The organism is Nonomuraea sp. 10N515B, assembly GCF_052245915.1.
Taxonomy (GTDB): Bacteria; Actinomycetota; Actinomycetes; order Streptosporangiales; family Streptosporangiaceae; genus Nonomuraea.
On sequence record NZ_JBQQBQ010000053.1, the window covers coordinates 34,880 to 56,678 of the forward strand.

General features: G+C 68.9%; 24 protein-coding genes. 8 read left to right on the forward strand and 16 right to left on the reverse strand.

What is annotated here, in order from left to right:
- Positions 1-55: 55 nt before the first annotated feature.
- The 4 genes from ACTWQA_RS45490 to ACTWQA_RS45505 are packed head-to-tail and all read right to left on the reverse strand — an operon-like array spanning position 56 to position 2,468.
- A complete protein-coding gene (locus ACTWQA_RS45490; RefSeq protein ID WP_443165084.1) occupies positions 56-469 on the reverse strand; it encodes an ATP-binding cassette domain-containing protein in 414 nt (137 codons plus the stop codon).
- Positions 466-951, reverse strand: coding sequence for a hypothetical protein (locus ACTWQA_RS45495; protein ID WP_443165085.1), 486 nt, complete (start codon positions 949-951; stop codon positions 466-468). Before ACTWQA_RS45495 ends, ACTWQA_RS45490 begins: the two co-directional genes overlap by 4 nt.
- Positions 948-1,472, reverse strand: a complete 525-nt coding sequence (locus tag ACTWQA_RS45500) for an RNA polymerase sigma factor (protein WP_443165086.1) — start codon at positions 1,470-1,472, stop codon at positions 948-950. Before ACTWQA_RS45500 ends, ACTWQA_RS45495 begins: the two co-directional genes overlap by 4 nt.
- A 48-nt stretch (positions 1,473-1,520) precedes the next feature.
- Positions 1,521-2,468, reverse strand: a complete 948-nt coding sequence (locus ACTWQA_RS45505; RefSeq protein WP_443165087.1) for a maleylpyruvate isomerase N-terminal domain-containing protein — start codon at positions 2,466-2,468, stop codon at positions 1,521-1,523.
- Between the two features lie 74 nt (positions 2,469-2,542).
- Between ACTWQA_RS45505 and ACTWQA_RS45510 the strand changes: the two genes are divergently transcribed.
- The 3 genes from ACTWQA_RS45510 to ACTWQA_RS45520 all read left to right on the forward strand — a co-directional run bounded on the left by ACTWQA_RS45510 (position 2,543) and on the right by ACTWQA_RS45520 (position 3,811).
- The gene (locus tag ACTWQA_RS45510) at positions 2,543-3,199 is read left to right on the forward strand and encodes a winged helix-turn-helix transcriptional regulator (protein WP_443165088.1); all 657 of its coding nucleotides are present in this window, start codon (positions 2,543-2,545) and stop codon (positions 3,197-3,199) included.
- Positions 3,196-3,387 (forward strand): ATP-binding protein, encoded by a 192-nt coding sequence (locus ACTWQA_RS45515; protein WP_443165089.1) that lies wholly within the window; start codon positions 3,196-3,198, stop codon positions 3,385-3,387. Before ACTWQA_RS45510 ends, ACTWQA_RS45515 begins: the two co-directional genes overlap by 4 nt.
- A gap of 169 nt (positions 3,388-3,556) precedes the next feature.
- Positions 3,557-3,811 carry a hypothetical protein gene (locus ACTWQA_RS45520; protein ID WP_443165090.1) on the forward strand — a complete coding sequence of 85 codons (255 nt, stop codon included), beginning with the start codon at positions 3,557-3,559 and terminating at the stop codon, positions 3,809-3,811.
- A 403-nt stretch (positions 3,812-4,214) separates the two neighbouring features.
- On the opposite strand, the gene ACTWQA_RS45525 is transcribed toward ACTWQA_RS45520, so the two are convergent.
- The gene (locus ACTWQA_RS45525) at positions 4,215-5,057 is read right to left on the reverse strand and encodes a helix-turn-helix transcriptional regulator (RefSeq protein WP_443165091.1); all 843 of its coding nucleotides are present in this window, start codon (positions 5,055-5,057) and stop codon (positions 4,215-4,217) included.
- A 147-nt stretch (positions 5,058-5,204) separates the two neighbouring features.
- On the opposite strand from ACTWQA_RS45525, the gene ACTWQA_RS45530 reads away from it, so the two are divergent.
- The 3 genes from ACTWQA_RS45530 (at position 5,205) to ACTWQA_RS45540 (ending at position 7,825) form a co-directional block, all read left to right on the forward strand.
- Positions 5,205-5,954 carry an SDR family oxidoreductase gene (locus tag ACTWQA_RS45530; protein ID WP_443165092.1) on the forward strand — a complete coding sequence of 250 codons (750 nt, stop codon included), beginning with the start codon at positions 5,205-5,207 and terminating at the stop codon, positions 5,952-5,954.
- 177 nt (positions 5,955-6,131) lie between these two features.
- Positions 6,132-6,467, forward strand: coding sequence for a phosphotransferase (locus tag ACTWQA_RS45535; protein ID WP_443165093.1), 336 nt, complete (start codon positions 6,132-6,134; stop codon positions 6,465-6,467).
- A gap of 494 nt (positions 6,468-6,961) precedes the next feature.
- Positions 6,962-7,825 (forward strand): acyl-CoA thioester hydrolase/BAAT C-terminal domain-containing protein, encoded by an 864-nt coding sequence (locus tag ACTWQA_RS45540; RefSeq protein ID WP_443165094.1) that lies wholly within the window; start codon positions 6,962-6,964, stop codon positions 7,823-7,825.
- 303 nt (positions 7,826-8,128) lie between these two features.
- Here ACTWQA_RS45540 and ACTWQA_RS45545 read toward each other — a convergent pair whose 3' ends face one another.
- Positions 8,129-9,136: a GlxA family transcriptional regulator gene (locus ACTWQA_RS45545; protein ID WP_443165095.1), complete on the reverse strand. Its 1,008-nt coding sequence runs from the start codon at positions 9,134-9,136 to the stop codon at positions 8,129-8,131.
- 174 nt (positions 9,137-9,310) lie between these two features.
- Between ACTWQA_RS45545 and ACTWQA_RS45550 the strand changes: the two genes are divergently transcribed.
- Entirely contained in the window at positions 9,311-9,895 is a 585-nt protein-coding gene (locus ACTWQA_RS45550) for an HD domain-containing protein (RefSeq protein ID WP_443165096.1), read from the forward strand.
- A gap of 136 nt (positions 9,896-10,031) precedes the next feature.
- Here the strand turns inward: ACTWQA_RS45550 and ACTWQA_RS45555 are convergent, their stop codons facing one another.
- Together ACTWQA_RS45555 and ACTWQA_RS45560 are read right to left on the reverse strand one after the other, a co-directional pair.
- Positions 10,032-10,736: a response regulator gene (locus tag ACTWQA_RS45555; protein ID WP_443165097.1), complete on the reverse strand. Its 705-nt coding sequence runs from the start codon at positions 10,734-10,736 to the stop codon at positions 10,032-10,034.
- Positions 10,733-11,935, reverse strand: a complete 1,203-nt coding sequence (locus ACTWQA_RS45560) for a sensor histidine kinase (protein WP_443165098.1) — start codon at positions 11,933-11,935, stop codon at positions 10,733-10,735. The genes ACTWQA_RS45555 and ACTWQA_RS45560 overlap by 4 nt, the downstream gene beginning before the upstream one ends.
- 361 nt (positions 11,936-12,296) lie before the next feature.
- Here ACTWQA_RS45560 and ACTWQA_RS45565 point away from each other — a divergent pair, with 361 nt between their 5' ends.
- The gene (locus ACTWQA_RS45565; protein ID WP_443165099.1) at positions 12,297-12,950 is read left to right on the forward strand and encodes a hypothetical protein; all 654 of its coding nucleotides are present in this window, start codon (positions 12,297-12,299) and stop codon (positions 12,948-12,950) included.
- 66 nt (positions 12,951-13,016) lie between these two features.
- Here ACTWQA_RS45565 and ACTWQA_RS45570 read toward each other — a convergent pair whose 3' ends face one another.
- The 8 genes from ACTWQA_RS45570 to ACTWQA_RS45605 all read right to left on the reverse strand — a co-directional run bounded on the left by ACTWQA_RS45570 (position 13,017) and on the right by ACTWQA_RS45605 (position 21,772).
- A complete protein-coding gene (locus tag ACTWQA_RS45570) occupies positions 13,017-13,157 on the reverse strand; it encodes a hypothetical protein (RefSeq protein WP_443165100.1) in 141 nt (46 codons plus the stop codon).
- 90 nt (positions 13,158-13,247) lie between these two features.
- Positions 13,248-14,198, reverse strand: coding sequence for a CU044_5270 family protein (locus tag ACTWQA_RS45575; protein WP_443165101.1), 951 nt, complete (start codon positions 14,196-14,198; stop codon positions 13,248-13,250).
- Positions 14,191-14,790 carry an RNA polymerase sigma factor gene (locus ACTWQA_RS45580; RefSeq protein WP_443165102.1) on the reverse strand — a complete coding sequence of 200 codons (600 nt, stop codon included), beginning with the start codon at positions 14,788-14,790 and terminating at the stop codon, positions 14,191-14,193. The genes ACTWQA_RS45575 and ACTWQA_RS45580 overlap by 8 nt, the downstream gene beginning before the upstream one ends.
- Before the next feature lie 94 nt (positions 14,791-14,884).
- Positions 14,885-15,028 carry a hypothetical protein gene (locus tag ACTWQA_RS45585; protein ID WP_443165103.1) on the reverse strand — a complete coding sequence of 48 codons (144 nt, stop codon included), beginning with the start codon at positions 15,026-15,028 and terminating at the stop codon, positions 14,885-14,887.
- Between the two features lie 125 nt (positions 15,029-15,153).
- Positions 15,154-16,638: an MFS transporter gene (locus tag ACTWQA_RS45590; RefSeq protein WP_443165104.1), complete on the reverse strand. Its 1,485-nt coding sequence runs from the start codon at positions 16,636-16,638 to the stop codon at positions 15,154-15,156.
- A 229-nt stretch (positions 16,639-16,867) separates the two neighbouring features.
- Positions 16,868-17,818, reverse strand: coding sequence for an EamA family transporter (locus ACTWQA_RS45595; RefSeq protein ID WP_443165105.1), 951 nt, complete (start codon positions 17,816-17,818; stop codon positions 16,868-16,870).
- Positions 17,819-17,881: 63 nt separating this feature from the next.
- Positions 17,882-19,201: a serine/threonine-protein kinase gene (locus ACTWQA_RS45600; protein ID WP_443165106.1), complete on the reverse strand. Its 1,320-nt coding sequence runs from the start codon at positions 19,199-19,201 to the stop codon at positions 17,882-17,884.
- Between the two features lie 69 nt (positions 19,202-19,270).
- A complete protein-coding gene (locus ACTWQA_RS45605) occupies positions 19,271-21,772 on the reverse strand; it encodes a polysaccharide lyase family 8 super-sandwich domain-containing protein (protein WP_443165107.1) in 2,502 nt (833 codons plus the stop codon).
- Positions 21,773-21,799 lie beyond the last annotated feature (27 nt).

Sequence of the window (21,799 nt, forward strand, 5' to 3'; positions counted from 1 at the left end):
TGGCCAGGATCGCGGCCAGCCAGCGACCGCGTGTCAGGCTCTGGTCCAGGCGAGCTTATGGGTTCCCGTCTCGAATTCGCGGGCGATCAGTGGTGCGCCCCACACCAGGCAGATCGCCCCGGGCAGGAATCCGGCCAGTTGTTGGGTGAGTCCGGACAGGTCGGGCTCCACAGACTCCACGACGGCGGCCACGGCGCAGTAGGTCGGCCACGCTCCAGCGTCGATACAGCGGCTTGTCCTGCGCCACGAACGCCACCCTGGACACCTCCAGCGGCCTGCCGAAGACGCGCACCCGGCCGATGGTGGGTATCAGCAGCCCGGTCACCAGGTTGAGCAGCGTGGTCTTGCCTGCCCCGTTCGGCCCGACCAGCGCGCACCGAGCCCCGGCGGGCAGCTTGAACGTGGCCTCCCGGAGCGCCCAGCGGTTGCGGTAGCGCTTGCCCAGCGTGCCGGCCTCCAGCGTGTTCACGCCTGCTCCCCGCCGGTCAGCTCGCGCTTGCGGCGCAGCAGCTCGGCCCGGCGAGCGTGTGCCCGCACCAGCAGCACCAATGCCGCCGCGACGAACACACCCCCCACTGCCAACGCGGCACCCAGGCCGAGACCGCGCTGCACGGTGATGCCCACCACACCCACGGTCGTGACCAGCGAGGCGACCAGGGCGATCCAGGCAGCGATCACTCGGTCGGTGGCGAACAACGGCACCCTGCGCGTCAGCAGCCAGCAGCCATAGCTCGCCCAGGCCGAGCAGAACACGGTGAACAGCGCGAACGCCCCGTGAGTACGGCCGGGCAGCGGACCCGGCTCACTCCACCACAGCGCGGCCACGAACACCGCGCCGCCCAGCCCGGCCAGCAGCGCCACCACGGCGCGAACCCGTCGCCACGGTGACAGCGACGGCTCAAGCCGCTCGATCATCTCCCGCGCCGACAGACGCGGCTCCTCCTCGATCACGGCCGGTATCCCCTTTCCTCCAGACGCTCCCGCAGCAGCCGGCGAGCCCGATTGAGCCTGGACTTGACCGTGCCGGTAGGGACTGCGCAGATCTGCGCGCACTCCTCGACCGACAGATCCTCCAGGTAAAACAGGACGAGAATCTCCCGCTCCAAGACCGGCAGCCCCGCCAACGCGGCGACGAGCTCGGCACGATCCGCCATGGCCTCGACGGGATCCTCAACCATCGCCTCGTCGGCGGTGAAGCTCTCCTTCTCCCTGGCGTACTCACTGCGCAGGCGGTCGGTCACCGAGCGGCGGGCAATCGTGAACAGCCAGGGTGCGAACCGGCCGGGTTCCCGCAGCCGGGGCAGGCCACGGACCACAGCCAGCCAGATCTCCTGGGTCACCTCGTCGGCCCGCTCGGCATCCAGCATCCGCCGCACATAGGTCCACACCGGCACTCGCCATCGGGTCACCAGCTCGGCCCAGGCAGACCGATCGCCCAACTGGACGCGGACCACCAGCAGCTCATCGGTCATCTCATCCCTTCCGTCACCTAGCGCAGTCGGGCGAGAGACCGTTCAGGTTCACGGGGCGCTCACATCATCGTGCGGGCGGACCGGCCGTGGTCGACGCAGGTCGGGATCAAGGTGCCGGTCGGGGCCGCACAATGCCGGCCGATCGTCCGGCGAACTGGCTACGGGGGGGCTTATGACGGTGAGCATGCGGGCGAGCTTCCATGGCCGACGACCCCAAGCGGCGAGTTTTCCGCCAAGAAGCGGTTTCCACATTCCTTGGCGGCCGATGAACATCAGCATGAGAGCCGAGGGGTCGGCAGAGACGTGGGCGTCAACGTCACGTGCGCCCGCCGCGTCGAGCGTCAACGAGCCGCCGTCGAAGACGAGCAACGTGCGTCCACCTCCACGCAGGCGCACGTCGAAGCGAGCTCGGAAGGATCCGGCCTTCTCTTGGTTCACGAAAGCAGTGGGCGACAGAGCCGCGATAAGCGGAAGCGCGCCGCCCTCGATCGCGAGCAGAGCGTGGTGACGCTGTATCGGCCACGGGCGTCCAGTGGCTCTGGCGATGTCGTGGCCGTGCACCAGGCATTCCTCGAGCAGGTGACAGGCCACCGCGGAAGGCGGCAGGCGGACACCTTGCAGCCAATCCACGGTGGCGGCTCGTGAACGCGACGCGACGTCGTCGAACTCGTTTGCCAGCGTGCCGATGCGATCGGCGAGTACGGCTGGGTCCCGCTCGCCGTCCTCGGCCAGCATCTTCGCGTTGACCTCGGCCATTCCCGGCGTTGTCACTATGGCTTCCGGGAGCGGTCTTCCGGCGACGGCGTCGGTGTCGAAGCGAAAGACATGAGAAAGGTGAGCCGCGACCTCGCCCACCGTCCACGTACCGATCGAAGCGGAGTTGGCGTCAGGGACGCTCCGCACAAGGGTGACGAGGCGGGGGACAACGTCCCGCAACGCCGCACGAACCTGGGCCATGGTGTCGGACGCACCACTGTGCGTCGCAGCCGGGACCATGTCAGCACCATCCTCGTTTCGGCGACTGTGGTATAGATAGTCAAGTCAGCTTGAGATTGTCAAGTGGGTGGAAATTGAGCCGAAGCTACGGCCAGCACTGCGGTCTCGCCCGGGCACTCGATGTCGTGGGCGACCGGTGGAATCTGCTCATCGTCCGCCAACTCCTCGTGGCTCCCGCCCGCTACCGCGAGCTGCTCGATGGGCTCCCTGGCGTGGCCACCAACCTGCTCGCCGACCGCCTCCGCGACCTCGAGACCGCCGGAGTGGTCGAGCGGCTCCTGGCCGAGGAGGGCAATGTCATCATGTACGCCCTCACCCCGTGGGGCGCCGAGCTGCGGGAGCCGATCGAGGGCCTCATCCGCTGGTCCACGCCGCTCATGACACGCGGACCAGGCGGCGACCACTTCCGCGCCGAATGGCTCGTCGTCGCCCTCCCCGCCCTGCTCCGTGACAAGTCGGCTGCACGCCGGTCATCGACGGTGGGGATCGCGGTCGACGGTCAACTGCTCCAAGTGCAGGCGACGCCCTCGGGCATGGAGGTCAGCCTGCCCGATGGTCGCGATCTCGATGCCGTCGTGCGCGCTGACGCCTCGATCGTGCTCGGGCTGGCAGCGGGTGTGCTCACCCTCGACGACACCCTTGGGCTCGTCGACATCGAAGGCGATGAAGCTGCCGTACGAGCTGTCTTCAACCCCCGAGGCGCCAATGCCGAAGGCTCCTTGCGCCGATGACCGCCGCCTCAAACGAGGCGTTTTCGGAATGGACTAAGACATTTACCGAGCCGCGGCTCTGCGCGGCCATCGTCGATCGCCTGACCTACGGCGGCAACATCATCGAGACAGGCACCGAGTCCTACCGGCTGGCCCAGACCCGCGCCCAGGCCACCGCCACCACCGTCGCGGGCAAGGCCGCCGGCTGACCTTTTCCTGGCTCGTCCTCGACAACGCCTGGCCCGCCGCTGGGAGGAGCGGGTCAAGACGCAGCGCCCGCAGGCGAAGCCGAGGACGAACGATCTTGACGCGGGACGAGCCGCGGCGATCGTCGCAGCGTCGAGGAAGAGCCCCAACGGCCAGCCAGGAGCCCTCATCATGACCACGCTCGAACGCACCCTTGCCAAAGCCCTCACGGAGATCGTCATCAGGCTTGATCTCAGCGAAGACGACGCTATCGTCGAGGCCTCGATGCAGCTGCTGGAGCCGGTGATCGCCCTCCTGCAGGACCTGTCCGAGCAGGACCGGCGAGCCCTCGCCGAGCTGATCAACCAGTTCGCGCAGGAGGAAACCGACCCTGAGCGGCATCTGACGGCCTGGGAAACGCCCGAAACCCTGGGTCTCCTGGCCTGAGGATGTGTCTTCAGCACTAGTCGTCGTCCTGGTGAATGAGCTTCCCCGATGCAAATAGCGCATACTCAGGCCTCCACCTTTGGCGGTAGTCCGGGTCGTCGGCGAACTGCAGCGCCAGGGACCGAACATGCAGGCATGGCCATGCTTCAACGTTGATATCCCTACCGAACCCTCCCGGGGAATCTGCGAGCAGACGGCCGACCTGTCGTTAAGACAGACGGCCGACCTGTCGTTAAGACTCGTGTCACCAAGTACACGCGATCAGCCCAGTGCAGGTCAGTGGTGGTGCTCGACGCAGCCGAGGCCCCGTGGAACCTCTGTTCCGCTGGGTCGGTGCAACCCATCTGAGCTGGGCAAACTGAAACGCATGTACTTCATGACAGCCTCGTTACCGACAGGCCGGTTAGAGGGTGAGCTGCTGGTGTCCTATGACGGAGAGCAGTTCGAGCTTTCCCTGGCTGTCGGTGCCGGGTCGGGCGGCCAGTACCACCAGGGTCTGCGTGCGGTCTTGGGTGCACAGGAACTGGGCGTCGACGTCGATACGGCCAAGGTCGGGGTGGAGGATGGTCTTGGACTCCTCATAGCGCTGGGCGACCTCCCCGAGTTCCCACACGCGGACGAATTCGGGGCTGATTTCGTGGAGTTCGGCGACCATATGGGCGGCTCGGTCGACGTCGCTGCCGGCTGTCAGCGCGGCCCGCAGGCGGGCTGCCTGGGAGCGGGTGTGGTCCGGGTGGTCTTCTTCGGCGTAGTACAGGCGCTCGGCCGGGTCGGTGAACCAGCGGTAGAAGCAGCTGCGGGCCAGGCCCGTATGGCGGGTCCGGTCGCCGAGCAGGGCGGTGGCGATGGGGTTCATTGCGAGGGTTTCCGCCATGTCGGTCAGCACCAGGGCCGGGGTGTCGGCGTTCAGGCGTTCCAGGACTCGCAGGAGGGTCGGGCTGACGTGCTCGGAGGGATGGAAGCGGGCCGGGGCGTTGTGGCCGATGAGGGCGAAGAGGTGGTCGCGTTCGTCCAGTGTCAGGCGCAGGGCCCTGGCGAGGCCGGTGGTGATCTGGACGGACGGCTGTGGAGCGCGCTGCTGTTCCAGGCGGGCGTAGTAGTCGGTGGACATGCCGGCGAGCTGGGCGACCTCCTCGCGGCGCAGCCCCTGGGTGCGCCGGCGTGGGCCCTTGATCAGTCCGACGTCGGCGGGGCGCAGCAGCTCGCGCCGCCGACGCAGGAACTCCGCCAGTTCTTTCTTGTCCATGTCCCCCATGGTCGTCGTTTTGCGTCGGCCCAGCCAGGGACCGCCGATCCATGGATAAACCTTCCTCTCCCGCCTCCGCGCGGGCGCCCCTACGGTCGGGGCTGCGGGCGCTCACCGGCCCCGCAGCCAGCGAAGGAGAGAACTCCCATGAAGATGACCGGCAACACGGTCCTGATTACCGGCGGCACCTCGGGCATCGGGCTCGGCCTGGCCCTGCGTCTGCACGAGGCCGGCAACAAGGTGATCGTCGCCGGCCGGCGTAAGGACCTGCTCGACCAGATCGCCACCGAGCACCCGGGCATCGAGACTTTCGTCCTGAACGTGGCGGACCCCGCGTCGATCACCCGCGCCGCAAGCACCCTGGTGGCGAGCCATCCCCAGCTCAACGTGCTGGTCAACAACGTCGGCATCCAGCGGCCGGAGAACCTGCTCGATCCGGCCTGCCTGCCGACCGCCGAGGACCATGTCACCACCAACCTGCTCGGCCCGATCCGGATGGCATATGCCTTCCTGCCGCACCTGGTGACCAAGGACGACGCCGTCGTCCTGAACGTGACCTCGGCACTGGCCTTTGTGCCGTTGCCGGCCACTCCCACCTATAACGCGACCAAGGCCGCCCTGCACTCCTTCTCCGAGAGTCTGCGCGTCCAACTGGCCGGCACCCCTGTCCAGGTGATCGAGGTGGTCCCGTCACCGGTCCGGACCGGACTGATGGGCCAGCAGGACAATGAGCAGGCCATGCCGCTGGACGAGTTCCTGACCGAGACTTTGACACTGCTGGATGCCCAACCAGACGCCAAGGAAATCGTCGTGGAAAGTGCCAAGTTCGCCCGACACGCCGAGGCCAACGGCACCTACGACCAGGTCCTGACCATGCTCAGCAGCTTCAAAGCCTGATCCGGCACCCCACGGCCACGCCCCACCCCGCAGATCGAAAACGCTCGCTGTGATCGCCGGGCACTTCTCGCCCATTGCTCGGCGAACTCGAGAAGGCGATCCGACCTCCTGGAAATCGCTGAAGCACTTGTCCCCGACGCTCCTCTTGACTCCGCACGCCTTGCCGAGCACGGGAGTATGCACCACGTCGTGCTGTTCCCCGGCGTCGCCGCCGTGCGTATCAGCAAGCGCCCCAGTGCCGCCGCCGAGTTGCCGCGCCGGGTCGAGATTCTTCGAGCCGTTGCGGCGGCCGGCCTGCCTTTCGCCGTGCCGGAGCCGCTGACTGCGGTGGCTACGTTCGGGGAACGCGCGGCCGTCGCGATTTCGTGGATCGACGGCGAGGGGTTACGGGAAGGCATCGGGGACCCGGCGGCGTTCGGCCTGCTCTTGGAGGCACTGCGCGAGGTTGAAATCTCGCCGGAGCTCGAGGCCGTTCTCCACACGCCGCGCCGGTATGCCGATGGCTTGGGATAGGCCGACATCCTGAACGACGAGATCATTCCGCGCCTGCCGACGAAGTGGCGTGACGGAGTTCGGCAGCGGCTGGACACGCTGCTGGCGCTCGAGGAGGTCCCGGCCAGCCTCGTCCACGGCGACCTCGGCGGCAGCAACGTCCACTTCGGCGAGGACGGCAAGCTGACGGCGTCTTCGACTGGGACATGGCGATCCTGTCCGACCCGGCGATCGACGCGGCACTCGTCGCGACCTGGCACGGCTGGGACGTCCTCCGCGCGGCCACCGACGAGGAGACCTACCGACGCGCCTGGGCCTGGACGACGCGGTCGGGGTCGGGCACCTCCACGCGGTGTTCGCCGGCAAACCCTTGTCGCACGTCGACGGTTTCGTCCGTTCCGTCGTCGCTTGGTTGGAGGAGCGCGGCTTATGCCCTCCCCTCGTGCTCGGCCCAGGAGACGGCTTCTCGCGCTCCCCGCAGTGGCCGAGAGACTTGCCTGCAGTAGGTTGGCGGCATGGACGCCATGATCGTCGAGCATGAGCTGACCGGGCCCTGGGAGGGCTTCCTCTCCGAACCGGCTGCGGGCAGCAGCGGCGCGGGTGTCCTTGTGCTTTCCGGATCGAGCGGCCGGATCGAACGCGAACGGTGTCGGCTCTTCGCTCGCGCCGGCGTGACCGCGGTGTCGGTTCAGTGGTTCGGCGGACCTGGGCAGGTGCCTGGTATCTGCGAGGTCCCGCTGGAGACCTTCGTTGCTGCAACTGGACTGCTGCGTGAGCGTGGCGCCAGGCGCATCAGCATCCTCGGCAACTCCAAGAGCGCGGAGGCAGCCCTGCTCGTGTCCACCCTCACGAACTGCGCCGACGCCGTGATCGCCCTTGCCCCGACGTCTGTCACCTGGGCCAATGTTGGGCCGGGTGGTGACGGCCGGCACCACCCGTACCGCTCTAGCTGGACCTGGCAGGGGCGGCCGCTGCCCTTTGTCCCCTATGACGAGTCCTGGAGGCCGAAGGAGCAGGAAGGCACGCCGGTCTCTGTGCTCAGTTGGTACGAGCGCAGCCTCGCGATACATGCGGACCGGTTGCCCGCCGCTGCCATTCCGGTGGAGAAGGCCAGCGCCGATCTGGTCCTGATAGCGGGCGGCGCCGACCGGATGTGGCCGTCCCTGCGCTTCGCCCACGAACTCGCGGCCCGGCGCTCAACGGCCGGGAGGGAGGCAGTGCTCATCGCCGAGGCCGACGCGGGGCATCGGGTCGTCTTCCCGGGAGAGGTGGCTCCGGCTCCATCCACCAAGTTCGACCACGGCGGGACCCCGGAGGCGAGTGCGGCGCTTGGCGCTGCCGCCTGGCCACACGTCATGGCAGCCGTCCGCGCCGCCTGACCTTGGACAGTGAAGACGGCCCGGTGATGGCCGGTTGACCAGGGCGGGCAAGATTGAATGGCACGAGGCGTTGGAGTTCAGGCTTGTCGGTGTCGGCCTGGCGGAAGCGTTGCCGCCGGGGAGGCGGTGCTGAAGACGTCCGGGCAGGGGACGGCGTGGCTCCAGAGCTGCGATCTTCTTTGCTGCGTCCATACCGGTGACAGCGACGCCCTCGGACATGGAGGTCAGCCTGCACGATGGTCGCGATCTCGCGGGCCACGGCGGGGAAGATCACCGGTTCGGGACAGCATGGGGTGCGAACGATCAAGAGTCCGGTTCGGTCATGTCCGCGGGCGTGGTGAAACGCTGCCGATAGGCCGCCGGAGTGACGCCGAAGTGTTGCCTGAACACCCGGTGGAGCGTCTCGACCGAGCCGAGACCGACCGAGTGCGCGATGGTCTTGAGCCCGTTGCCGGTGTGGAGGAGTTGCCGGGCCGCCGCGTTGACGCGGACCGACTCGACGTACTGCGCGGGTGTCACTCCGAGTTGCTGGCGGAAGAGTCGGGAGAAGTGACGAACGCTGAGGCTGGTGCGGCGCGCGAGCGCTTCGTTGGAAAGATCCTCGGTGAGGTGGTCCGGGATCCACGCCTGCAGGCGCGCGATCCCGGCGTCGGCGGCCGTGGAGGGTGCGAGGAGCTCGCTGAACTGGCTCTGACCACCCGGCCGTCGCATATACATGACGAGCCACCGGGCGACTCTGCGGGCCAGCTCGGCATTGTGGTCGTCGGCGACCAGGGCAAGGGCCAGATCTATGCCCGTGGACACGCCCGCCGACGTCCAGATGTGCTCGTCACGGACGAAGATGGCGTCCGGCTCGACGATCACCTCGGGATGATCGGCGGCGAGCTGTCGCGCCGTCGCCCAGTGGGTCGTCGCTCGTCGCCCGTCAAGCAAGCCTGCGGCGGCCAATATGTGAGCCCCGGCGCAGACCGACGCGATCCGGGGCGTATCGCGAGCGGCGGGGGTAGCGAGCCACTCGACCAGGGACGGGGCCTGTAGCGCCTTCGCTTCCGTCGCACTGAGCTCTAGACCGCCGGGCACGATCAGTGTCCCGATCTTGCGATCCAGCTCTGCCCAGGAGACATCGGCGGCGATGGCAGTGCCCCCGGCGCAGCGGATGAGGCCGGGCGCCGGACCGGCGACCAGTGTCTCGTAGCCAGGCATGTCCTTGCTGACGAGGCGGTCGGCGGTGGAGAACACCTCGAGCGGTCCGGCGACGTCGAGCAGCTCGACGCCGTCGTACACGGCGATCACGACGAGGTGAGCAGTCATGGCGCCAACTCTGCAGGATCACCGGGGTGTCCGCAATGACAAGCACATGTCACATCTGGACATGTCCCGACACTGAGGCGATGGCCGGATCTGACATATCTATGTCCTTGCCGACATTCGTCATCCGGGCCAACGATGGGCTTCGTCCGCTTCCTGTGACACATGGAGCATCCGATGATCCCCTCGATTCCCTCTTCGCTCACGGCCCAGGCGGCCGCGGACCTCGCCGCCGAGGCCGCTCCCGCCTACCTGCTCAACCACAGCTACCGCACGTACCTCTTCGGCCGGTGCATCGTGGCCAAGCCCGAGGTCGACGAGGAGGTGGCCTTCGTCGCGGCGATGATCCATGATCTCGGTCTCACCGACGCCTACCAGGGCGAGAGCGATTTCGCGCGCTCCGGGGCCGACCTCGCGTGCCGCTTCCTTGACTCGCGCGGATGGGACCTGGACCGCATCCACCTGGTCGAAGAGGCGATCCTGCGGCACACCAACCTCGTCGCCGAGGAGGTGCCCGTGTACCGGCTGGTCCAAGCGGGAGCCGCCGTGGACGTCGCCGGACTCGGCTACGAAGAGCTCGCGCCGGACGATCTCGCCGGCATTGTGAAGGCCTACCCGCGTCTCGACTTCGCCTCGACCATGCGTACCCGCTTCCTCGAGGAGGCCCGCCGGCACCCGGAGGGGGCCTTCGCCCATCTCGAACGAGTCGTCACGCTCTCCGATCGATTCGGCGCCAACCCGATCGACGGACCGGGAGCCTGACGACGCCCCTGGGACAGTCCTGTCAAGAAGGACCGTGCCGAGCACAATCGCCAGGTGTCGGCGTACACCCATGACTACAGAGGTCGGTACGGAAAACGTGCAGTGGTAGGCCGCCGCTTGAAGAGGGGCTGGCTGGTTATCGGCGGCCATCCGGGATAGTGACGAGCCCGCCTTCGTAGGCGGCGATGACGAGCTGGGTCCGGTCGCGGGCGTGCAGTTTGGCGAGGAGGCGGCCGATGTGGGTCTTGACCGTGCCGACGGTGAGGTGAAGGTGCTCGGCGATCTCGGAGTTGGACATTCCCTTGCCGATGAGGGTGAGCACCTCGCGCTCGCGTTGGGTGACCTCGTTGAGGTCTCGCACGACCGGGGAGGGGCGGGGGCCCCGCAGGAATTCGGTGATGAGCCGACGGGTCACGGAAGGGGCGAGCAGCGCTTCGCCGGAGGCGACGATTTGGATGGCGGCCAGGAGCTCGGTCGCAGTGGCGCTCTTGAGGAGGAAGCCGCTCGCACCTGCCCGTAGCGACGCGTACACGTATTCGTCGAGATCGAACGTGGTGAGGATCAGCACGCGGACGCCGGCGCTGTCCGGGGAAGCGCAGATCTCCCGTGTCGCCTCGATGCCGTCCATATCGGGCATCCGCACGTCCATGAGGACGACGTCGGGTCGCCGCCGGCGGACCAGGAGCACGGCCTCGGCGCCGGTGCCCGCCTCGCCCACGATGGCCAGCCCTGGCGTGGTGTCGATGAGGACTTTGAGGCTGTCACGTACCAACACCTGATCCTCGGCGAGCACGACACGGATGGGCAGGGAGGAGTGACGCGAAGCGGTGTCGATGGTCATGCCTTGGTGCCCCTCTGGTCGTAAGGCAGTCGAGCCGACACGCGAAAGCCCCCTTCAGGTCGGCGGCCCGCGTGGAACGTGCCTCCGTACATCTTGACCCGTTCGCGCATGCCGATCAGGCCGTGTCCGCCGTGGCTCGCTCGCGGCGGCCGGCCATGGCGGGGGCCGTCGTCGATGACCTCGATCATGGCTTCCCGCCCGTCGATGTCCACGGTGACCGAGCAGCGGGTGGGCGCGGCATGAGTGATGACGTTGGTCAGAGCCTGCTGCACGATTCGGTACACCGACATCGCGACCGTGGGAGGCAGCGCGGCCCCTTCGCGGACGGCCAGGTCCACCTCGACTCCGGCCGAGCGGGCGTGGGCGGCCAGCTCGGGCAGGTCCGCCATGCCGGGAACGGGCAGATGGGCCTGCTGGGGATCGCCGTCGGAGCGCAGGAGGTCGAGCACTCGGTGGATCTCGGTGAGCGTGCTTCGGCTGGTCTGCTCGATGACGTCCAGCGCGGCGCGTACCTCCTGCGGGCGGGCGTCGGCGACATGGTTGGCCACGGTGGCTTTGACGGCGATCAGGCTCATGCTGTGGCCGATGACATCATGCAGTTCCCTGGCGATGCGCCTGCGCTCGTCGGCCACCGCGGCCTCGGCGAGGTGATGAACGAGGCGAGCGGTCGTGTCCCGCTTCCAGCGGACAGCCGTCCCGATGGCCCACCCGGTGGCCAGGAGCACACCGATCACGCCGATCTCGATCGGCCAGGCCTGCGGCAGCTCGCTGGGCGCCGCCCCGGGCGCAAGGCCCGGAAACACCCGCTCGTAGAAGATCAGGATCGCGGTCACCGCGGCGAACGCGCACGCCGCCAAGCCCGCCACCGACCATGCGACCGACGAGGTGGAGGCCACCAGGTACAGCACGAGCACGGTCGGCACGAACGACACCCAGATCGCGCCCGCCGCGACGGCACCGGCCACGGTCGCCAGCACGCCCGCGGCGCACGCGAGAGCGAGCATGGCCCGCGGCCAGCGCCGCCGGACGGCGATCGGAAAGCTCACGACCGCAGCTACCAGCCAAGCCGACCAAGCGGGCCACCATGACGACGCCCCTGGCGGATCAACGATGGCGTACCCGATGAACAGCGCCACGAGGACCGCCACCGCCGCGTCGGCGACGCCCCGTCCGCGGAGCCGCCGCCCAGCCCACTCCATGACGGGACGTTATCGCCTCAGCAGATCACCCGGCATCTGCCCAGGGTCAGACTCCCGCATCCGTCTGGGGTCGTACCACCGGCTCGCGCCTGGGAACCAAGATGCGACCCGAGCCAGACGCGCCCCCACCGCAGCGCCCATCACCATGCTGGTGCGCCCGGCATACCCAGCCGAGACGCGCCGACACCGACAAGACGGGCAGGAACTGATGAAGATTGATCTTCAGGGGCGAATCGCACGATGGCGACAGGCCGCCGCGGAACGGCGTGCCGCCAACGCCGCGGCCAATGCAGGCCGGCAACACCCGTTTCCTGGACGATGGGTGAGCGCCATCTCGCTGACCGGCGGTCCCATACTGATCATGACCGGAACTCTCCTACGCTCGCAGTTCCACTTCTTCGTCCCTCACCAACTCGCCGCCTACACCCGGGACCCCGCCCTCATCACCGTCGCCTATACCTGCTTCGCCGCCGGGTTCGTCCTGCTGTGGCCGGCGGTCATGACGCTGGCGCAACGGATCGCTGCCACCAGCCCGCTGTGGGGACTGTGGGGCGGCTGTCTGGTGATCGTCGGCCTGTTCACCCGAACCTTCCAGTTCGGCACTGATCACCTGGCCTTCCACCTGACTGACAGCCTTGGCCTGCAGACAATGCTCAACGGCATCGACGACTACTACACAGCATGGGGAGAGACGCGCTGGCATCCGTTCAAGGCCATATCCGGACCGGCGTTCTTCGGCTGGGTCGTACTGGCCATCGGCGCCTACCGCTCCGGCGCCCTGGGGCCGGGCCGCTCGATCGCGCTCGGCCTGATGTCGGCGCTCGCGCTCGGGCCGCTCAAAGGCACCCAAATCCCGCAGTCCTTCATCGCCGTGGGCGGCCTCTGCGTCGCCTTCATCCCGCTGGGCATCTCCCTGCTGCGCAGCGGCCCCCCGCCCACGAGACGCGCCATGGTCTGGGTCGTCGTCCTCATCGTCGTGTACATCCTCATGACGGCCTACGGCCCAAGGGGATGACGCTCTGGACCAGGTGAAGATCGCACCAGAACTCATGCGTAGACCCAGTGGCCGGATGCTGATCGCTTATTGTGTGGCGACCTGGCTGCGGTCGATGAGGTCCAGCATCGCCTCCTGGATCTCGCGCAGGACGATGAGGGTCTCCTCGGCGACCGCGGCGATCGCCGGCTCGCTGGGGGCGACGGGGGGTTCGAGTAGCTGGGCCACTGACCCAATCGGTTCAATTGGTCAGTCATGGCGAGGGCTGGGATGGTGGAGCTGGGCAGGAGCCGCGGCCTCCCTAGCGACCAAAGATCGCTAGGGGACGTCGCCGGGTTTGTCCACGATGCCGGACTCAAGCCACACATCGGCGAAGACGGAACCCTTCCTGAACACCACCTCCCCCTTGAACAGCTCGTCGCCCAGCCAGATCGACTGGTCCGCCATGACGCGGTAGGTGCGAGGATCGAGAATGAGGTAACGGCGTTGCGTTTCCTCGCCGATGGTGGAACGGAACAGGCCGAGCCCGGTACGTCCGGTCGCGTCCGTGACGCCCTGCTCGATCTCCACCCCCGGGATCTTCGCCATCGCGCGGAAGATGGCCGCCTCGAGTTCGGGCGGCATGACGGCCTGCTGCTGCAGGTACAGCGACAGGATGCGGTAGGCCCGCGTGTCCGGATCCTCGACAGACTTAGGCACTCCCTCCTCCTTGGGGTAGTCGACCCAGTGCCGATCACCTTGGACGTGCGCGAGCAGTTTGTCCGGGTCGGTCGGGAGCTTGAGCAGCTTCTGCCGATATTGCTGAGGTGAGAGATCGTCATCCCCCGGATCGGGCGGAACATCCTGCACCCGGAAGTTCCCCTCGACATCCCGCCCGGCGGTCTGCTTGCCGTCGTAGCGCAGCCAGCTCTCGTGCGTCGCGGTCCGGCCGTCGGCAGGCTGCACGTTGAGGGTCTTGGTGTACTGCCACTGATCGGGTCTGGGCTCCGGCGCGTCGGCACGCCTCTCGACGGTCTTCGCCGCCTTCTCCAGTACGGTCTTCGAGTTCAGCAGGACCGTCTCCACGGCGGGAAGGGTCCGTACCGCCGGTGGCCTCTCAGCCATCGAGACGGCGGCCACCACGACCGCCACGGCCGCGACCAGCACGGACGGCATGATCATGAACCTCCGCCTGCGCCGCATCACCCGGCGGCGGAGCCTGCGCAGCCGTACGGCGTCCGGCTCCGGCGCGTCGGCACGCATCTCACCGAGGATCGTCAGGTCATCCACGCTCTGTCTCCTCCTCATCCGTGACAACGGCGGACGGATCGACGCCGCCCAGCGCCGCGCGCGTCTTCCTCCTGGCGCGATGCAGCCGCGAGCGGACCGTGCCGATGGGTATGCCGAGGGCGAGCGCCACTTCCTCGTAGCTCAGATCCGCCCACGCGATCAGCAAGAGGACCTCGCGGTCTTCCGGCGACAACACCGCGAGCGCCCCCGCGAGATCGCGCTGTGCCGCCGACGCCGAAACACGGGCCTCGACCCGGTCGGCGTAGCTCTCCGCCACCTCGTCGACTCCGGTCCTCGCCAAAGCGAAGTAGAAGCGCGTTTCCGTACGGCGGTGCTTGCCGATCACGTTGGCCGCGATGCCGTACAGCCAAGGACGGGCGTCGGGATGGCTGACGTCGTAGCGGTCCCGACGCTTGAACGCGGCCAGGAACGTCTCCGCCACGACATCATCGGCCAGCGAGTCGCCCAGCCGCCGCGTCACATAGCGGTGCAGGGCGGCCGCGTGCCGGTCGAATAACGCCGCGAAGACGGCGGGGTCACGCCTGGACCGCTGGATCAGCGTCGCATCCTCCAGGCTCACATCGGCTATCAAGCCCGTGCTCCGTTCCTCGGTGTGGTATCCCCTTTCACCCGAAGCCGGGATTCGAGTTCTCGGCCAGGTGCCACACCATCGGTCTCGGATCAGATCACCTGTCCGACAACCAGCGGGCCTCATCGGCCCACGCGGCGAGGAACATCATGGCGGTGCCACGTTCCCGGAAGTGACGGGCCGCGTCGACGGACGCCTGGCCACCGTACGCCCGGGGCTGCCGGTCGATGCACTGCGGCATCCATGGCTGGCCTTGGCGCGGGGGTTGTCAAGGTCGTGCGACGGGACAACAAGATCACCGACGCGGCGGCGAGGCCCCCGGTCGGCGATCTTGGGTGCGGGTGGTTATGGGGTGCCGGATGGTGTTCAGTGGCCGGCGGTGACGAGGGGCTGATCGGTTTCCGCGGGAGTTTCCGCGGCAGGGGCGGGCTTGCGACCGCGCAGCAGGAGCAGGGCCAGGACGGCGGCGCCGAGCACGCCTGCGGCAGCGCCGACGAAGGTGGCCGACATCGCCGCGTTGTACGCCTCCCGGGCGGCCGCGGCCAGGGCCGGGTCGGTCACGGCGACGGCGATGGAGCGGCGCGCCGCCTCGGGTGCGCCGGCGGGCATGGCCGCGGTGTAGCTGCTGGTGGCGATGCTGCCCAGGAGGGCCACGCCGAGGGCGGCGCCGGCCTGCTGAATGGTGTCGTTGAGTGCGGAGCCGACGCCGGCCTGCTCGGCGGGGATGGCTCCCATGAGCGCGGCGATCGCGGTGGGCATGGCCAGGCCGCCGCCGGCGCCGAGGACGAACTGGGCGATGGCCAGCATCACGAAGCTGTCGGACGATACGGCCAGGGCGCCGAACCCGGCTGCCATCACCACCATGCCGAGCACGGCGGTGGCGCGGTTGCCGAGCTTGGCGCCGAGTCCGGCGCCGATGCCGTTGAAGAGCAAGGAGGCGATGGCCATCGGGATGAACGCCAGCCCGGCCTCGGTGGGCGTGTAGCCGAGCACGAACTGCAGGTATTGGGTGAGCACCAGCAGCAGACCGCCGTTGCCGACCTGGACCAGGGTGAGGGAGAGGCTGCCGCCGGCGAAGTCGCGGTCCCGGAAGAGCTTGAGCGGGACCATCGGGTGCGCCGTGCGCAGCTCCCAGATAACGAACGCGGTCAGCGCGACGACCGCGATTGTCAGCGGGGTCCAGGAGACGCCGTGGGCGAACTCGTTGATCGTCCACACCAGCGCGGACATGCCGATCACCGACAGGATCGCACCCAGCGGGTCGGGCTTGGCCCAGGGGCCCTTGGACTCGGGCATCAGCACCAGGGCGGCGAGGATGGCCAGCGCCGCGATCGGCACGTTGATCCAGAAGACCGACTCCCAGCCGAACGAGGCGATCAGCGCGCCGCCCAGCACCGGGCCGCCGACCAGGCCGAGCATGGCGACCGCACCCCAGCCGGCCATCGCCTTGCGCCGCTCGCCCTCGTCGGTGAAGACGGTGATGAGGATCGACAGCGTGCTGGGCATCACCAGCGCGCCACCGACGCCCATCGCCACCCGGGCCGCGATCAACAGGCCGGCGCTGGTGGCCATGGTCGCCGCCAGAGACGCGGCCCCGAACAGCAGCAAACCGATGATCATCACTCGGCGGCGGCCGTACCGGTCGGACAGCGAGCCGGCGGTCAGCAGCAGGCCGGCGAAGACCAGCATGTAGGACTCCAGGATCCACTGGAGGTCCTGCGCGCTCGCGCCCAGGTCGGCGGCCAGCGGGGGCACCGCGACCGTCAGCGCCATGTTGTCGATGACCAGCACCAGCGTGCTGAGGCACAACACGATGAGGATCAGCCAGCGGCGAGGGTGTCTCGCGTCCATGGGGGCAACTCCTTGTGAACGTCGTTCTTGCGATGCGAACACTGTACTCAGAGATGAATGGCGTACGCAAGAGTGGATGGTGTTGGCCTGTCGGGAGCTCGTGCACGTCGCCGCGGACATCCAAAACGGCGATGCAGGCGTCATTCAGAATGAAGCCGTGTGAAAGCACGAAGACCCCGGCAACGGTGATGTTGCCGGGGTCTTCGAGTTGCCGGGATGGGCCCGCAGGTCAGCCCCGGGGCCGCAGCGGCGGCTCCGCCAGGCCGGCCAGTTGCACCAGCACCGCGCCAGTGAGCAACATCACCGCCCCGGCCAGCTGCGTCAGGCCGAGCGCCTGCCCGAGGAGCAGCCAGGCGAGCACGGCGGCGACCAGCGGCTCCACCAGCGCCAGTACGCTGGCCGGCGCCGAAGGCAGATCACGCAGCGCCCGCAGCCCTGCCAGGTAGGGCAGCACGGTGCCCACCACGGCCAGCACCAGCAGCACCAACCACACCGGGGCCTGCAGGCCGCCGAGGGCCGAGGAGGCAGTGAGCAGGTCGGCGGGCAGCGTCCACGGTGGACTGACCGCGACCACCACCACCGCGCCGATCGCCAGCCCGGCCGCGGTCAGCCCGAACGAGTCGTGCCTGCTCGCGCCGTGCTCGCCGAGCAGGAAGTATCCGGCTGAGCAGATCGCCGCGGCCAGCCCGGCGGCGACACCGAGCAGGTCCAGCCGGGCGTCCTGCCAGATCTCCGCGACCAGGGCCAATCCGGCCACGGCCAGCCCGATGCCCAGCCACACCAGCCCGGGCAGCCGGGTGCGCCGGACCACCCGTACCCACAGTGCGACCAGCGCGGGCGCCAGGTTGACCAGCACCATCGCCACACCGACCGGAACCCTGGCCACGGCCAGGAAGAAGAACAGCTGCACCCCGGCGACGCCGAGCAGGCCGTAGCTGAGAAGCAGCCACAGGTCGGCGCGGCGGAACCGCAGTGCTTGCGGCCGCAGCACCGCGACCACCGGCGCCAGCAGTACGGCGGCCAGCGAGATCCGCACGGAGGTCACCGCGGCCGGGGACCAGCCCGCCGTCATCACCGCCTTGGCCAGGGGGCCGGAACTCGCGAACAGCACCCACGAGGTCAGGCTCAGCGCGGTCGCCCAGGCCCGGCCCGGCGCCCGCGCGGTCTCCAGTACGGCCACGCCTGCAGTGTTCCTGCGGGCCCACCATCCTGACCAATGATTTTCCGGACGCCGGACTCCACGTCACGACCGCTCGACCGTAAAGGTGCTGCAGCCCCCACCCACGATGGTCCCCTTGATGGCAGAGGGGCGGTCCTCGGTGAGGGCCGCGCGGAGGTCGACCATGACGTACTTGCCGGGCCGGTTGATCCAGCGCTCGCCGTTCAGCTCCAAGGCCCCCTCGGTCAACCGGCCCCTCATGGCGAAGGAACCGGACGGCACGCCGGGATTGCTCGGGTCGGCCTTGAAGGCGAAAACGGCCTCGATCTCGCCCGGCGACGTCTCTTTGATGGTGAGCTCCAGCGAGGTCTTGCCTTGGTTGCACACGTAGCTGCCGGTCCACCGGCCGGCCACCGAGGCGCGCTCGGGTGCCGGAGTCGTGACGACGGCACCCGGGGTGGCGACCGCGACCGGGTCCTGTTGCGGCCACTTGACCAGGAACACCGCAGCGGCGACGATCGCCGCGAGCAAAATCACGATTCCGGCGGTCAGCCCGATCACCAGGCCGGTCGAGCTCTTCGATGGGGCCGGCTGGGCGGGCTGTTGGGCGTAGGCGGGCGGCGGCGCGGAGGCCGGCCGGTTCTGCCCGGCTCCGTGCAGGGACGCCAGCACCTCCTGCGCGGTCGGCCGGTATTCAGGCCGCTTGGCCAGGCACCGGTCCAGGATGGGCTGGAGCGGCGGGGGCAGCCGCGACAGGTCCGCCGGGGTGTACAGCACCCGATGGGACACGGCCGGAACGCCGTCCTCACCGAACGCGGGCACCCCGGTCCCGGCGTAGATCATCGTCACGGCCCAGGAGAACAGGTCGGACGCCTGCCCGGCCGGATGACCTGCCACCTGCTCCGGCGACAGATAGGCCGGCACGACCGCCGGGTCCGGCCACCGCGCGATCCCGAAATCGATCACTTTCGGCCCTTCGGGGCCGAGCAGCACGCTGGCGGGCTTGAAGTCCAGGTGGGCGATGCCCGCCCGGTGAATCGCGGCCAGCGCGGCCATCGTGCTGGTCGCCAGCCAGTGCAGCTGACCCGCGTCACGTGGACCTTCCCTGCGAATCCACTCCGCCAGGGATACGCCCTGCACGTATTCGCTGACGACGTAGAGCCGGTCACCGTACATCCCGGTCGTCAGCACCCGCGCACTGGTCGGCTCCGTGACCTGCTGCGCCGCGGCGACCGCGCGCTGCGTGTCGGCATCACCCGCGGGCAGCAGCTTGATCGCCACATGACCGCTCGCCGAATGGCCCAGATAGACGACCGACTGACTCCCTCGGCCCAGCACGCCGACGAGCGCGTACTCGCCAAGCTGCGCGGGATCCGCCTCCGCTAACGCTTGCACCCCGTCCATATGGATTCCGACCATAACGACGTACGCCCCTCGCGTGAAGAGTGCCCCGGCACACGCCCCGCGGGCGGTTCAGCGGAGGGTGGCGGTGAAGGTGCGGCCGTGGGCGTGGCGGGTTGTCGCCTGGATCAGGGTGCCTCCGGGCACGCGCCGTACCGTCACCCCCTCGTCGGCCTGGTCGAGGTGGAGGGACGCGCCGTGCAGGACGACCGTGACGCGGTCGCGTTTCATCGTGGGGTCGGACAGGGCGACGACCGTACGACCGCCGGACGACTGGACGATGACCGAGGCGGGGCCGTCGATGAGCAGGTGGTCGGCATGGCGGGGGCCGTCGGTGAAGACGTTGGCGGCGATGATGCCGAGGGTCTTGTGCGCGATGGCTTGGACGTGCCGGTTGTTGGCCAGGACCGTCAGCGGGCCGTTCACGTAGCCGCGTAGGCGGGTGTCGGTGGCGTTCGGGACCAGGGCGTAGGCGAGGGCGGGTACGTCGCCGGTGGCGGGGTGGGTGATCGAGGCGGTGAAGACGTTCTTGGTCACGCTGGTGTCGGGGTTGGAGGTGCGGACGACTCTGCGGCTGCGGGTCACCGTCTCCAGCCCGGCCGTGACGGGCTGGCGGGTGAGGAAGGCGTAGCCGATGGCGGTGCGGCGGGTGCCGTTCGTGTAGCGGAGCCAGCGCGGTGCGGTGGTGTCGCCTGCCTGCCAGGGCCCGCCGTCCCAGCCTGCGCCGGTGAGCTCGATCGTGTCACCGGGGGCGGCGATGCGGCTGTCCACGGTGGTCACGGCCTCGCGGCCGCCCTGGCCCGAGATGCCCGCGGCCAGCACCACGATCTCGTCGTCGAGCATGAACCAGGACTTGGTGGCGCGGGCGTTCTGGTAGGCGACGAAGTCGTCGGGCAGGGTGCCCGCCTGCTTGGCGGTGTAGGCGGCGTCGTCCGACTGGACCATGCCGGCCGCGCCGTACACGCCGAGCGTCGCGCCGCCGGAGAAGGCGTTCCCGGCGCGGGGGAAGTACACGTAGGTGTTCTGGGACTCCGAGGAGGAGGTGAAGTTGAGCGGGTGGCCCGGGTTCTCGTACCAGAACCGGCCGTAGAGGTCGGGCACCGTCCGTCGTTCCTCCACGGGCGCGGTGATCCCGGCCAGCCGGTACGGCGAGACGGTCGTGTAGTAGTCGACGCCGAACACCTCGCGCTGGTCCTCCCCGGCGAGGTAGAGGTAGTAGGCGCCGTCGCCCTGGAACCAGGGCATGAGGTTCTCGCCGTTCATGTACTCGTACTTGCTGATGCGGTCCGAGCTCCGTGCCAGGGCAAAGGCGTAGCCGGGGCGGCGGTGGACGGTTCGGTCCATGGCGTTGTACGCCAGGGAGCGCTCGGGCGGGTTCAGGTCGGCGGCCGGGATCGTGGAGTCGGTGCGGATGGCCGCATAACGGGCGATGCTGACCGGGGAGACGAAGGCGGCCGGGTCGGCGGCCGGCAGGAACTTGACGTACTTCCTCAGGGCGAGGGCGGCCCCGTCCTCGACGTGGTCGGCCAGGTCGGCGATGGCCTCCACGATCACCCCGACGTCGGCGTAGCCGGTGGTGGTGCGGGAGACCGCGCGCCCCTTGACGATCTCCATCATCCAGCCCTCGAAGATGAGCGGGGCGAAGCCGTCGGTGATCCAGCGGTGCACGACGCCGGGCAGGTCGTCGGAGGCGCCGCCGCCCGTCGCGCCCTCGAGCGTCTTGAGGGTCTGCACGACGCGGGTCAGCAGGGCGCGCCCGTAGGAGCCGGTGTAGGCGACCGAGTGGTGCTGGATGAAGGAGCCGTCGCGGTAGTAGCCGTCGGTGACGCCGTGCTGGAGGTTGTACGGGTCGATCGTGGCGAACACGGTGGCCTGGTCGGCGATGGCCTTGCCGACGCGGGCGTCGTCGCCGGTGAGCGCGCCCTGGAGGATCCGGTTGCCGGTGATGTCGGCCAGGTTCGCCCCGGTGTGGAAGCGTGAGTCGAGGTTGACGTCGCCGTCCTTGCCGTTGCGCAGGTAGGCGTCCATCGAGGTGATGTACGTCGCCACCAGGTCGGGGCGTTCCTCCCGCACCCGTTCGGCCAGCAGGGCCAGCGTCCTGCTCACGTGGGCGGGGATGGCGATCTCCCAGTTGTGCCAGTTGCCGTAGTAGCCCTTCGACTGGTCGCCGAAGTAGCGCTCGTGCAACCACTGCAGGCCGTCGGCGACCCGCCGCTGGGCAGTGGTGTCGTCGTTGAGCTCCCCGCCCGGGGTGCGGGTCGCCAGCGCGATCTCGTACAGATATTGGTAGGCCAGTCGCAGGTTGACGTCGTCGGTGCCGAGCTTCAGGCCGGCGAACAGCTCGCCGTCGCCCGCCTGATCCATGGCGGTCAGCCGCTGCCTGGCGGTCCTGGCGATCGCCGCCAGCTTGCCGGCGACCTCGGGGCGGGCATTGACGTCCGGGGTTCCCGCGAAGATCGCCACGGTGTTGGCGAGCAGCCGCGCGTGGTCGATCCCGGCCGCGGCTCGGGAGGGAGAGGCTACGGCGAGCAGGCCGGCGGCGGGGAGCAGGGAGAGAACCTGGCGACGAGACATGTGCGGCACGACGGGCTCCAGGCCGTT

What these genes read in the sequence shown, in the direction of transcription:
- ACTWQA_RS45520 (WP_443165090.1), top strand. Translation starts at nt 3,557, where the DNA reads ATGACCACGCTCGAACGCACCCTTGCCAAAGCCCTCACGGAGATCGTC.
- ACTWQA_RS45590 (WP_443165104.1), bottom strand. Translation starts at nt 16,638, where the DNA reads ATGGACGCGAGACACCCTCGCCGCTGGCTGATCCTCATCGTGTTGTGC.
- ACTWQA_RS45525 (WP_443165091.1), bottom strand. Translation starts at nt 5,057, where the DNA reads ATGGACAAGAAAGAACTGGCGGAGTTCCTGCGTCGGCGGCGCGAGCTG.
- ACTWQA_RS45540 (WP_443165094.1), top strand. Translation starts at nt 6,962, where the DNA reads ATGGACGCCATGATCGTCGAGCATGAGCTGACCGGGCCCTGGGAGGGC.
- ACTWQA_RS45500 (WP_443165086.1), bottom strand. Translation starts at nt 1,472, where the DNA reads ATGACCGATGAGCTGCTGGTGGTCCGCGTCCAGTTGGGCGATCGGTCT.
- ACTWQA_RS45585 (WP_443165103.1), bottom strand. Translation starts at nt 15,028, where the DNA reads ATGCCGCAGTGCATCGACCGGCAGCCCCGGGCGTACGGTGGCCAGGCG.
- ACTWQA_RS45530 (WP_443165092.1), top strand. Translation starts at nt 5,205, where the DNA reads ATGAAGATGACCGGCAACACGGTCCTGATTACCGGCGGCACCTCGGGC.
- ACTWQA_RS45560 (WP_443165098.1), bottom strand. Translation starts at nt 11,935, where the DNA reads ATGGAGTGGGCTGGGCGGCGGCTCCGCGGACGGGGCGTCGCCGACGCG.
- ACTWQA_RS45600 (WP_443165106.1), bottom strand. Translation starts at nt 19,201, where the DNA reads ATGGACGGGGTGCAAGCGTTAGCGGAGGCGGATCCCGCGCAGCTTGGC.
- ACTWQA_RS45565 (WP_443165099.1), top strand. Translation starts at nt 12,297, where the DNA reads ATGACCGGAACTCTCCTACGCTCGCAGTTCCACTTCTTCGTCCCTCAC.
- ACTWQA_RS45515 (WP_443165089.1), top strand. Translation starts at nt 3,196, where the DNA reads ATGACCGCCGCCTCAAACGAGGCGTTTTCGGAATGGACTAAGACATTT.
- ACTWQA_RS45550 (WP_443165096.1), top strand. Translation starts at nt 9,311, where the DNA reads ATGATCCCCTCGATTCCCTCTTCGCTCACGGCCCAGGCGGCCGCGGAC.
- ACTWQA_RS45555 (WP_443165097.1), bottom strand. Translation starts at nt 10,736, where the DNA reads ATGACCATCGACACCGCTTCGCGTCACTCCTCCCTGCCCATCCGTGTC.
- ACTWQA_RS45505 (WP_443165087.1), bottom strand. Translation starts at nt 2,468, where the DNA reads ATGGTCCCGGCTGCGACGCACAGTGGTGCGTCCGACACCATGGCCCAG.
- ACTWQA_RS45605 (WP_443165107.1), bottom strand. Translation starts at nt 21,772, where the DNA reads ATGTCTCGTCGCCAGGTTCTCTCCCTGCTCCCCGCCGCCGGCCTGCTC.
- ACTWQA_RS45535 (WP_443165093.1), top strand. Translation starts at nt 6,132, where the DNA reads ATGCACCACGTCGTGCTGTTCCCCGGCGTCGCCGCCGTGCGTATCAGC.
- ACTWQA_RS45545 (WP_443165095.1), bottom strand. Translation starts at nt 9,136, where the DNA reads ATGACTGCTCACCTCGTCGTGATCGCCGTGTACGACGGCGTCGAGCTG.